The following is an 11,092-nucleotide window of genomic DNA, read 5'->3' on the forward strand; positions in this document are numbered from 1 at the left end:
CTGGATGCTCATGGTCTTTTAATGCTTGTTGCAGAGTTTCCTTTGTTTCAGAACTGAGGAAGTTTTTAGTAGGCATTGACTTTCTCGGAAAATTATCATATTATACCATACAATATGCGTTTTAGATGCTGAACAGCTTAACATTCCTGGCAACGCTAGGGTCGTACCTGAGTTAAAAAGTTACCAATTACCAATTACCAATTCCCCACTGCCGAAGTGTATTTCATCCAACTCAACTAATTTCCTCCTCAATTTCCGCATGATATCTCGGACACGACCAATTGCTCGGCAGCAAAGAAGGCCATCCCTCCCGCAGCGCTTCCAAACAAACAACACGCACAGTTAATTGACAGTCAAGCAGTTCTACACCAGCTTTTTCAACTTGCTTTTTGCCAATTTTTAAAATCGATTCATCGCTAAATTCAAAGGTTTTGTGACACTGAATACAAACCAGATGGTGGTGGTGGTGCAATTCCCGCAAATTCAGTTCGTAATGTTTGTGTCCTTCTGCTAATTCTAGTTCACGCAGAATCCCAATCCTTGCTAATAAATGCAGGGTTCGGTAGACAGTAGATAAGCCAATTCTTTCTCCTTGATTCTGCAAAGTCTTGTATAATTCTTCCGCACTCAAATGATTTCCTTGCCGCAGACTTTGAAAGACGCTCAAAATAGTTTCTCGCTGGGGAGTCAGGCGGCAGCCTCTCTGATTGAGTTCGACTTTGAGTGAGTTAGCGCTGTATAAATTCATGTCGTAAAAAATAAAAAAGTTGAACGGGAATTTTACTGGATTATCTGTTTTGCCTCCCGCACCAACGCCCAAGCCGAGTCTGGTTAGGTTTGGCAACAGGATTAAGCGTTGTTAGTACATGGGCAATTCTGGGTTGAAGCGGGAAAGCTCAAATAGGGTATGGGCTCGCGCCCAGAGGACGATGAGGCCGGCGTGGGCGAGGTGGCTACCGAGCAAACGGCCGTCCAGGTTGGTTAAGCGGGCGTTGCGGGCCCACCAGGGAAAAGATTCTCCTTCGGCTGGGAAGGATTTTGTGGCCTTGCTTGTCACGGCGATTTACCTCTTGAGAAAGATGTCTGTTGAGTTTTAAGCGCTTGCAGGTTATTGATATAAATAATCAACAATTTTAGTAGTTTCGTCAAGGGGTATTTGATAAAAATTTTCACTAATCTGAGTTCAAATATGTCACTGAATAGTAAAAAACATTGTGATATCAAGCTTATGACTGTTTTGGGCGCTCTCTCGGAAGTTGGCTTCCCGTTAGGAAAAATAGCACCTCAAGGAAGAATTCAGAATTTATTGATAAAGAGTATTATTAAGGCTAGAGTATTGTTTAAGTAGCTATTTAATCCTCTGAGAAAAGAGAAGGTGGAAACAGAAATCCGGTACTTTCCTCTGGCCAAGCTTCTATAAAAGTGGGGTTACCGGGGGTGCGGGATTGTTTTTTTCAGAATCAAGAGAGTTAATGCCTACTTGTTGACATATTCATAGAGACCTCGCGGTAAGTGGGAAACGAGCGCGTCTTTAGACCTGATAGGAAAGCGACTCGTGGGATTTTAATCCCCTTCGTATTTTGCTAGAATGCAGAATGCAAGTAGGAATAATCATCTATAGCCTTTCTCAGTAACATGAGGTGCTCTCGCGGGCATAGGGCATAGGGCATAGGGCATAGGGCATAGGGCATAGGGCATAGGGCATAGGGCATAGGGCATACCTCACTTTTTTGAGAACCGCTATACGTGTTGAACCATCCCTAGTAAGGCGAAATCCCGGCTACTTAGTACGCCTATTGAGAGGCAACACAAAAAGAGCAAGTAATTGCAGGGTGGGGAGCGTACAGTATTTGGCAAGCGTGATGAACTCGGAAAGCATATTAAAAGTAAGGGTTATTGCAGCATCGAAAGATAGTTGTTTTGAGCGTAAGGAGGTAGATTGACAATGCCTTTGAAGGTCAGATTCTGGTCTCTTCAAGAATCGAGTGTTTCTTCAGACCGCTTGAGTGTCAACTCAAACTCCAAACAACAAAGCCTGAGAGCAAATGCTTTCAGGCTTTTATAGCGGGATTTTTAACTGCTTGTTGCATCTGGCGCGCTAGCTCAAGCAGAGGATTTGGTTTCCTCAGCTACTTGCTCGTTGTTGGGCAACTCCAGGCAATAACCCGCCCCGTATACGGTTTTGATGTACCGAGGATGGCGGGGATCGGGTTCCATTTTTGTTCTCAGGTGTCTGATGTGTACGCGAATAGTTTCGATGTCGTCGTCGGGGTCGTAACCCCAGACTTCTTTGAGAATTTCGCTGGGAGAGACTGTCTGACCGTGGCGCTGGAGCAAGCAGTGCAGCAACTCGAACTCTAGGTGAGTTAGTTTGACTGTCTGAACGTACCAAACAGCTTCAAACCTTTCGGGGACAAGGGTCAGGGGGCCGTAATTCAGGATTTCTGAGTGTTTGGCAGCTTGGGGGATGCGGTCTGTGCGCCTCAGCAAGGCTCGCACTCGCGCCAGCATCTCTTCTAGTTCAAAGGGTTTGGTCAGATAATCGTCGGCGCCGGAGTTGAAGCCTTCTACTTTGTCTTGAGTTTGACTTAAGGCGGTCAACATCAAGACGGGAATGTCGGCTGTGCGTTCGTCGCGCCGCAACCGCTGACACACTGTGAATCCGTCTACTCTAGGCAGCATCAGGTCTAGCATGATCAGGTCGGGCAGCAGTTGTATGGCCAGTGCCTGACCTTTGATGCCGTCTTCGGCCTGGGTGACTTCGTAGCCAGCCATTTCTAGGTTGACGGCTACGAGTTCGGCGATCGCCGCGTCATCATCAATAACAAGTATCCGAGGCATCATTATTTATCTCACCGCTAACCAGATGGGGGAGGCTACAGCCTTCTGGGGGTTCCAGGTAACTTTAACAAGCAATTTTTTAATTTTAAGCTTCATTTAAGAATTATAAGGTTGATTAAGAACTTTTTGAGCTATGTAAAAATTGTTGTATTAATTATAAGCGCCTTCAGTGGCTATCAGAAAGACTGTTCGCCAGAAATCTGGGCTGGGGTTGATTTTTAGTTTGCGGGCGCGATTTCTGTGGCGACGATTGATGATGGGATTTGAGATTTTAGAGGCATCCTGGGTTTGTTTGCTGGTAGTGGGTCATCGCCCCTCTTCTCGATCGACACCTTTGCGGGCCTGACTACCAGCAACTTCGGCTCTCTGCGAGTTACATATTTTCGACGATCGCCCACTCTACAACTTGTGATTTATAAACTTGGTGATGTTGAGAAAAATTTTGTTTTTTTTGAGGGTTAGCCCTTGCTTTTTTTAGCTATTGACTGTATTATTAAATAATAGAAATCTAACTATTTATTTTCAAAAAAAGCACTATTCCCATTATTAAATAATATCATACAAATGTCAAAGAGTCTATCCCAAAACCCTAAAATTTTGGGCCGATTTGGGAAAATCAGCCAATTTTTTTTTTCCTCAGAAGCAGTGAAAGCAGGGAAATAATCTGTAACCATAGCCGACACAACTACTGAGAAAGAGTTGATTATTGAGCCGACTGAGTATTTTTTGGGGAAACTGTCGCCTGAGAGCCTAATTTTTGGAAATAAAGACGGCCGATGGTGGCTAAGAATATTGTGTAAGCAGCCGCTTGGACGAGATAAAGTCGATCTCTGTATCCAAACAGTGTTTTGAGAATCACTCCCGGAAATTGCCGATCGGGCAAACTGGACGCTGCATTCCACACCATCGGGCCTAAGATACAAGAGTGGACTGGTGCGAGGCGATCGTAATAAAAACAAATCGCTGCATACTTGCTATTCATCTGCGACAAAATCCCAGCGGCTTGATCGAAATGTTTCAGCGCCGATACTGCCAAACCTGCTACGATTAACAGCAACAAAATCCCCATAAACTTGAAAAACAGGCGGATATCAATTTTTACGCCCCACTTGAACAGTAGTGCCCCAATTATTGCCGCCCCAGTCAAACCGCCCAAAGCTCCCAAAGCCGGACTCACACCTTGTTGAAACTGAGCGCTGACAAATAAAACTGTTTCAAAACCTTCGCGCAGTACCGCAATAAAAATTAAGCCAAATACGCCCCAGCCAGCATTGGTATTTTCTGTCAAAGCTGCTGTAACGGCTCCTTCAACTTCAGCTTTGAGAAAGCGCGCTTGCTGAGTCATCCAAATTAGCATCCAGCTTAGCATTGCGATCGCCACAATTCCCAGCACGCCCTCTAATAGCTGTTTAATTACTGGTGCGTAAGGCTGCTCGGATGTTGATAGTGCTGCGAGCAATCCATTGAATATAACACCCACAATACCGCTAGCAGCAATGCCGCCTGCGACACCGGCATAAACCCAAGAATTGAGGTGACTTTGCTCGGCTTTTTTCAAGCAAGCTAGTACAATTCCGACGACTAAGGCGGCTTCTACGCCTTCGCGCAGGGTAACTAAAAAAGTCGGTAACGCTTCACTAAAATTCATTTTTTATAATTATGGGGTATGGGGTATGGGGCATATACATGGGGCATTGGTCACTGGTAATTGGAAATAACAACTAACAACTAACAACTAACAACTAACCAATCACCAATCATCAATCGACACTTCGGACAGTTTTTGATTGCCAACCTGAGAATAAGGGTTTCAGGGCGCTCCAGCTGCAAGCAACGCTTAGGAAGTACACTATCAGGCGAAGTGAAAATCAAGGGTGTGATGCTACGAAATAAAAACGCAAGCGGGGGCGGAGGGACGCAGACCTCAGAAACCCGGTTTCTTCCTAGATTTCTCATGACTCGTCGCAAAATTCGTAGAAACCGGGTTTCTAGCCCCCCGATGGGCAATGAAACTGTCCGAAGTATTGACTAATAACAACTAACTAATGATTAAATCAACTATAATCCCGCAGCATTTTTTTCAGTTCTACTTGGTGCAATTCTTCTTGTCCAATCAGATTGCGGGCATATTCTTCCAAATAAACGCTGGAGTCTGTCACGACTTCAAGTAAAGATTTATACTTCTTGAGCGCTTTTTTCTCGTGATTTAAACTTTCTTCCAACAAGTCTTTCACGGCGTGTTTGTAGGTTTCTTCGATGGGAGCTATTTTCTGACTGGGATGCCCCTCTAAACCGGTGAGAATTTCTCCTGCTTGTTGGGCGTGGAGTAGGGATTCCGTTGCTTGTGCTTTAAAAAACTGCACGATGGGAATCCGGTTTGGCCCTGTCACCATTAGTGAATAGTGGGTGTAGCGCACGACACCTGCTAGTTCCCATTCCATGATGGTGCATAGCAGTTCTTGGGTTTTTTTTTCGTCAAGTTCTTTCATTTGTTGTTTTAGATGTAGAATGCCTTAGAGGGCGTTGTTTATAATATCACATTTAAGTTAAAAATGAAAAGTAAGGTGCTGATGGCGCACCTTACCGGAGAGATGTTGTATGTGAGTTACGGGTTAACTTCTAAGGTTCCAATAGGAGCAAACACTACAGTAAATTTAGCGACTGGTGCTGCACTGTTGCTGCTAGTTTCGGAAGATTTGAGCAGATTTGGCAAAGGAGTTTCTGGGATGTAATCCTTGGCTGGTTGATTGAGGGGCTCGAAATTGCCGATCGCTCCATCTTGACTGACGCTGACCGTATAGACTAGATTTTGAGTGAAGGTAGGGCTAGTTTGCCAACTTCGATCGATGTGATCGTAGAGTTTTAGAGCTAACTCATGTAGTTTTAGGCGATCGATAATTTCTGCTGTCTGATTAGTTCCATCCACCGCCTGAACTTCCTGCTAGCCTGCGGATACAGGTACAGCTTGGACAGTCTCATCTTTAGGGCTACTCGCCATAGCCGTTTCAGTAGACATATTAGTGAAAGGTACAACCTCTGAAGACTTGTGAAACAGCTTTTTTTAGCTGTCAAGAGCTAAATAGGAATTATTTGCAGCCGGAAGCGCACTGCTACTGGCAATAGCTGGTTGGGCCAGCCCCTTAGCAACAGCATTAGCAACAGCATTAACGGGACTTTGCCCCTCGATTGTGAAAGACTTGACATGAAAACCGGGAAACTTTTCTTTTTGGCTAACGCGTCACATGGCGATGGGAAAAGTCATAAAGAAAAGAGTCAAAACTCCGATACAGTAATGCGTACATTGCACCCATGCCGTGAATGGTTCTTATCCATCGTTGCCAAGGGCTCGGATGCAGTAGGTTAACTAGAGGTAAAAACTGAAATAAACCAGCGGAGAAAAAGCTCAGTCCGTAGACAGAAACTTGAGCGATATCTAACTGTTTGGGAAATTCAGATGGAACTACATCGGTAGTTGAGTCTTCGGTTGAGTGTTGCACCACTGGCAAACCTCCTGTAGGTTGTCCGGAAAATTACTTGAGAATAAGTGCATTAGTATTTTGAATTTCTTGATAATGCACCTCGTTCGGGCATAGCCGATCGCACATTGGCGCGGGCAACAACTGCAAACCTACTGCTAACTATATTCAATCGCAATAATTTGGGCTTTTTCCTTTCTAGAACACGCAAGAATTGGGGTTTCACTAGCTTTAGGGCAATTTCGCTGCTGCTGCTGTAAAAAAATTAATAAAATTTATTCTCATGAAATAAAATAAAATTAATGAGATATTTTCTGTTGATTCTTTATATTGTTTTAATATTCTTTTTTTAGCTTGACGCTGGATACATTTTGCGTGTGAATCTGTCAACAATTATTGATAATTTTTATTAAAAAGCTTCTCGGTGCGGGTTGTCGGTAAAATATCCGAATAATTCTTCAGGATTATTTAATGTAAAATTTCTCCTCCTCAAAATTCCGCCCCTGAGGCGCTAATCTATAGCGAATAAGCGATCGCCCGCCGCCAATCCCCCGATCGCTCGATCGCACCAATGCCCCCAGAGGGGATGGTAAATTTTTGTAAAAAATAGTTGACTAAAGGGCTGGAACTTCTCTCGTTTGGGATACATGAATGCACATACCTGATGGTTTTCTTTCACCGCCAGTAGCCATTGCCACCGGCATAGCAAGTGCAGCAGTAATTGCAGTTGCCCTGAATCGAACCCGCGCGAGTCTTGGACTCCGACAAGCCCCAATCATGGGCTTAACCACAGCTTTCGTGTTTGCAGCCCAGATGATTAACTTTCCCGTAGCAGGTGGCACCAGCGGGCACTTGTTGGGAGGGGCGCTGGCATCCGTCGTTTTGGGGAACCCTTGGGCGGCAACTTTGGCAATGAGCACGGTTTTTATAATTCAGAGCGTGTTGTTTGCCGACGGGGGCATCACCGCCCTGGGAGCCAATATTTTTAACATGGGGCTAGTTGGCATTTGGGTAGGCTGGTGGCTGTTGCAGCCGTTGCAACAACTCTTGGGAGGTTCCCGAAATCGTTTGCCCCTAGCCGCGGGCCTAGCCGCGGGCCTCAGTGTCGTTGCTGCTTCTATTTGTGTTGCGATCGAACTCGCAATTTCTGGTACAGTAGCGCTCAATATCGCATTGCCAGGAATGGTAGGCGTACATATTTTAATTGGGATTGGCGAAGGGGTAATTACAGGCGGCGTTTTAACTTATCTCGTCAAAGTGCGGCCGGATTTACTGCCGGGAGAACAGCCACAATTGCAGAAATGGGTAGTGCCTGTAATCGGAGTTTTATTAATTTCGGGGGTGCTTTCGCTGTTTGCTTCAAGTTGGCCTGACGGGTTAGAAGCGGTAGCAGAAAAATACGGCTTTAAAGATAAAGAAGCTGTGGCGATCGAAAATCCTACTCCTTTAGCAGATTACACAGTTCAAGGATTAGAAGAACAGCCTATTGGTACTAGCATTGCTGGACTTTTAGGGTCTGCCTTCAGCTTCGGTGCGGCGTTTGGCATTGCTCAGTTGGTAAAACCTAAAGATGTCTAAACTCTCCATACCTTTTCGATTGCGGCTGTCTTTGACAATTGTCATCGGCATTGGTTTTATGAAGACTGGCGCTTGGCTGTGGCTGGGAATTTATGGGGCGATCGCACTTTTTTGGTCGTTTTGGCTCAGGGCTCCGATGCGAACCCTAGCGCACCTGTTGGGAGCAGAATTGCTTTTTCTCTCCTTATTAGTGCTGCCCCAAGGTTGGGAACGCGCCAGTTTTCTGTTGCTGCGTTCCCTAATTTGCCTGCTAATTATGAACAGTTTTCTGCTAACTTTGCCACCCCACAGTTTCGGAATCGCCCTCAAAGGATTACCCCTACCAGCAGGTTTGCAAGAAATTGTACTTTTAACGGGGCAATACTTAGAAATCCTGCTGGCCGAAGTCAACCGCATGAAAGTATCCGCCCAACTCCGAGGCTTGTCCGGCGCCGGAGGATGGCTGCGTTACGCCAGTGCTTCCATGATCGGAGCGCTCTATTTGCGAAGTCTCGATCGGGCAGAAAGAGTACACGCAGCCATGCTAATTCGGGGATATCAAGGAAGTTTGCCCGCTGACTCAAAATCTACACCTAAAGAGCGACTCTGGCTGACAATAACTATGTTAATGGCTGCCGGCTTAACCATAGCTTCTTATGGTAATTTCTAAGTGGTTATTGGTTATTGATTATAGGATGATAGCTGTGTCCTCTCTACCATAATTTGTCCTAACTTATTTGGGGAGTGGTATAGTTAGATTGGAAGTTTTTTACCGCAGATATCAGCGGATGAACACGGATGCACGCTGATGCAATTTCTGAAGTGTTTATCTCTGTTTATCTGTGGTAAAAAAACTTTCATATTGTTTCCTATTGATTCGGAATCAATAATTCTAGGTTACTGTCAATAACTGCTTGGCCCTAAAATAGAAGGATTACCTATTGACTTGGCTGGGTTTTTTGTGGTATATTTTAAATAATGGGAGTGGTGGCAAATAAAAGAAAAATGCCCCCACTCCCATTATTTAATGGTACTTGATTAAATGCTGAGAGTCAAGGGTTTAACCCTAAAAAAAATGGCTCTTTTTTTGATTTCAATCAAGTAAAATTACGAGAGCAACCCGCTGGGCAGTAGCGTAGCGTCCGATCGACCTGCGAACGGATTTATTCGCGGTCGCAATTCTTCGATAATCTAAAATCTCAAATCTCAAATCGGATGACTAATCTTCAATCAGTGCCAACAATCGAAGTGCAAGACTTAGTATTCGGCTATCCGCAGCAACAACCAGTATTGGCAGGAATTTCTTTTACTTTGCAACCGGGAGAAAGAGTTGCTCTACTGGGGCTGACAGGTGCTGGTAAAAGCACTTTGCTGGAAAACTTAATCGGATTAAAAATCCCTCAATCCGGCGAGATTAGAGTGCAGGGAAAAAAGCTGGAACCGGCGACTTTATCCCAGGCGCGCAGGCTGATTGGATTTTGCTTTCAAGATGCTAACGACCAGCTATTTATGCCGACTATTTTGGAGGATGTAATGTTCGGGCCGCGCAATTATGGGGTGCCGCCGGGTGTGGCGCGCGATCGAGCTTTATCGCTATTAGACGAATTCGGTTTAGTAGAATTTGCCAACCGTTCGGCTCACGAACTTTCGGGAGGTCAAAGAAGGTTAGCAGCCTTGGCAGCAATTTTAGCATTAGAACCGGCAATTTTAATCTTAGATGAGCCGACTAACGGACTCGATCCCTCGTGGCGGCGTCACTTGGCGTCTGTTTTGTCCCAATTGCCGATCGAGGTAATTTTGATCGCTTCTCACAATTTAAATTGGATTGGGAAAACGACTCAAAGGGCGTTAGTTTTGGCGGATGGGGAGATTAAAATTGACAGAAAAACTAAAGATTTGCTGGCAGATAAATCAACTCTAGAATATTACAATTTGCCGCCAGATTGGTAATCATTTATTGGTTTGTAGTGAGGATTTTATTCCTCTCTACAAACCCGATAGGGGTGATTTTACAGTATGTGATGTGAAGGGTAATAGACTTATTACTCATAAATATTTGAGGTATCGGGAAACCGCAGATGCAACGCAGATAATTTCAAGATGGTTGGCGATTTTTGCAATAGGTATAATATCTAGCTCTAATTACAGATCGAATTTGCGAACGGCCTCATTGTACAGATGAATAGCTAAACTGCAAAGAATTTGTTCATTTTGAAAATCACTTCCTAATTTCTGTTTCGCCGTTTGAACACACATTTTCATCAAATCGGATGAAATTTCGATATGAAGTGCGATCGCCCTTTGTTTTTGATCAAAGCCGACCTCGATTTCCGCCAGCCTTTTGACCGATTGATAATTCGCAGATTGCTCTAAATTTGCCGCCATTCTTTCCTGCTTTCTCCTTTGCACTTCCTCGGCAAAACCCGAAGAAATTATCCCCGCAGGCAAAGCAAAAATTCCGATGCCCAAAAATGCTAATGTTGAGCCTAAAAATCTGCCGATAGGAGTGATCGGATAAATATCGCCGTAACCTACAGTAGTTAGAGTCACAACTCCCCACCACATTGCATCTGGGATGCTCCCAAAAGATTGAGGCTGGGCTGATGATTCCACCAAATACATGAGACTAGATGCAAAAATTAATAAGATAAAAACGGCAAAAGCGGTAGCTAGTAATTATTCTTTTTTAGCGTATAAGACTGAACCCAAAGTTCGCACTGACTCAGAATACCTGCTGATTTTTATCAAGCGTAATAAGCGCAAAATGCTAATTATATAAACAAATCTTAAATTGGGGAATAACAACAATAAGTAAAAGGGTAAAATAGAAATCAAGTCGATCATGCTCAGCGGTGTGAGAGCGTATTTAAGTCTTCCCCAAATGGGGTGGCTGTATTTGCGATCGACGGTACACACCCACATCCTCAAAACATATTCTAGTGTGAAGACTCAAGAGGAAATAATTTCGATATATTCAAAAAGTAGTTGGTATCCTAGGGAAAATTTGGGGGAAGTGGAAGCAATAAAAGCTGTAAGGTTTAAAAATATTAAGGAAGTAATAATCACATCGTCGGCTAATACCAATTTTATATGAGGCTGCATAGAATCTGATCCCCCCTAACCCCCCGCGGGAGGGGGGGACAAGAGCTTGGTCAAAGTCCCCCTTATTAAGGGGGATTTAGGGGGATCGAAATATATGCAACTTCACATTAAATTGG

At 44.4% G+C, this 11,092-nt stretch carries 12 protein-coding genes and 1 pseudogene; 4 read left to right on the plus strand and 9 right to left on the minus strand.

Annotated elements, in window-relative coordinates; translation table 11 throughout:
* Window positions 1–232: 232 nt before the first annotated feature.
* From ACUVJL_RS37675 to ACUVJL_RS37685, 3 genes are all read right to left on the minus strand, one after another.
* Window positions 233–748 carry a transcriptional repressor gene (locus ACUVJL_RS37675; RefSeq protein ID WP_445250490.1) on the minus strand — a complete coding sequence of 172 codons (516 nt, stop codon included), beginning with the start codon at window positions 746–748 and terminating at the stop codon, window positions 233–235.
* A 111-nt stretch (window positions 749–859) separates the two neighbouring features.
* Window positions 860–1,057, minus strand: coding sequence for a hypothetical protein (locus tag ACUVJL_RS37680; protein ID WP_445250480.1), 198 nt, complete (start codon window positions 1,055–1,057; stop codon window positions 860–862).
* Between the two features lie 1,046 nt (window positions 1,058–2,103).
* Window positions 2,104–2,841 carry a response regulator transcription factor gene (locus ACUVJL_RS37685; protein WP_333127239.1) on the minus strand — a complete coding sequence of 246 codons (738 nt, stop codon included), beginning with the start codon at window positions 2,839–2,841 and terminating at the stop codon, window positions 2,104–2,106.
* Between the two features lie 169 nt (window positions 2,842–3,010).
* Between ACUVJL_RS37685 and ACUVJL_RS37690 the strand changes: the two genes are divergently transcribed.
* A complete protein-coding gene (locus ACUVJL_RS37690) occupies window positions 3,011–3,187 on the plus strand; it encodes a hypothetical protein (RefSeq protein WP_445250481.1) in 177 nt (58 codons plus the stop codon).
* A 357-nt stretch (window positions 3,188–3,544) separates the two neighbouring features.
* On the opposite strand, the gene ACUVJL_RS37695 is transcribed toward ACUVJL_RS37690, so the two are convergent.
* The 5 genes from ACUVJL_RS37695 to ACUVJL_RS37715 all read right to left on the minus strand — a co-directional run bounded on the left by ACUVJL_RS37695 (window position 3,545) and on the right by ACUVJL_RS37715 (window position 6,974).
* On the minus strand, window positions 3,545–4,489 hold the full coding sequence (locus ACUVJL_RS37695) for an FTR1 family iron permease (RefSeq protein ID WP_445250482.1): 945 nt from the start codon (window positions 4,487–4,489) through the stop codon (window positions 3,545–3,547).
* A gap of 406 nt (window positions 4,490–4,895) precedes the next feature.
* Complete coding sequence (locus tag ACUVJL_RS37700) at window positions 4,896–5,330, minus strand: ferritin-like domain-containing protein (protein WP_445250483.1); 435 nt, start codon at window positions 5,328–5,330, stop codon at window positions 4,896–4,898.
* A gap of 116 nt (window positions 5,331–5,446) precedes the next feature.
* Entirely contained in the window at window positions 5,447–5,767 is a 321-nt protein-coding gene (locus ACUVJL_RS37705; RefSeq protein WP_445250484.1) for a hypothetical protein, read from the minus strand.
* A 304-nt stretch (window positions 5,768–6,071) separates the two neighbouring features.
* Window positions 6,072–6,341 carry a hypothetical protein gene (locus ACUVJL_RS37710; RefSeq protein ID WP_445250485.1) on the minus strand — a complete coding sequence of 90 codons (270 nt, stop codon included), beginning with the start codon at window positions 6,339–6,341 and terminating at the stop codon, window positions 6,072–6,074.
* Between the two features lie 492 nt (window positions 6,342–6,833).
* Complete coding sequence (locus ACUVJL_RS37715; RefSeq protein ID WP_445250486.1) at window positions 6,834–6,974, minus strand: hypothetical protein; 141 nt, start codon at window positions 6,972–6,974, stop codon at window positions 6,834–6,836.
* Here ACUVJL_RS37715 and ACUVJL_RS37720 point away from each other — a divergent pair.
* The 3 genes from ACUVJL_RS37720 (at window position 6,969) to ACUVJL_RS37730 (ending at window position 9,824) form a co-directional block, all read left to right on the plus strand.
* The gene (locus ACUVJL_RS37720; protein WP_445250487.1) at window positions 6,969–7,895 is read left to right on the plus strand and encodes an energy-coupling factor ABC transporter permease; all 927 of its coding nucleotides are present in this window, start codon (window positions 6,969–6,971) and stop codon (window positions 7,893–7,895) included. The genes ACUVJL_RS37715 and ACUVJL_RS37720 overlap by 6 nt on opposite strands.
* Window positions 7,888–8,544: an energy-coupling factor transporter transmembrane component T family protein gene (locus ACUVJL_RS37725; RefSeq protein WP_445250488.1), complete on the plus strand. Its 657-nt coding sequence runs from the start codon at window positions 7,888–7,890 to the stop codon at window positions 8,542–8,544. The genes ACUVJL_RS37720 and ACUVJL_RS37725 overlap by 8 nt, the downstream gene beginning before the upstream one ends.
* 545 nt (window positions 8,545–9,089) lie before the next feature.
* The gene (locus tag ACUVJL_RS37730) at window positions 9,090–9,824 is read left to right on the plus strand and encodes an energy-coupling factor ABC transporter ATP-binding protein (RefSeq protein ID WP_445250489.1); all 735 of its coding nucleotides are present in this window, start codon (window positions 9,090–9,092) and stop codon (window positions 9,822–9,824) included.
* A gap of 192 nt (window positions 9,825–10,016) precedes the next feature.
* On the opposite strand, the pseudogene ACUVJL_RS37735 reads toward ACUVJL_RS37730, so the two are convergent.
* A pseudogene (locus tag ACUVJL_RS37735) lies at window positions 10,017–10,811 on the minus strand (ion transporter); the annotation flags it as partial.
* Between the last annotated feature and the right edge of the window lie 281 nt (window positions 10,812–11,092).

This window comes from Microcoleus sp. OTE_8_concoct_300, from assembly GCF_031383065.1.
Lineage (GTDB): Bacteria > Cyanobacteriota > Cyanobacteriia > Cyanobacteriales > Microcoleaceae > Microcoleus.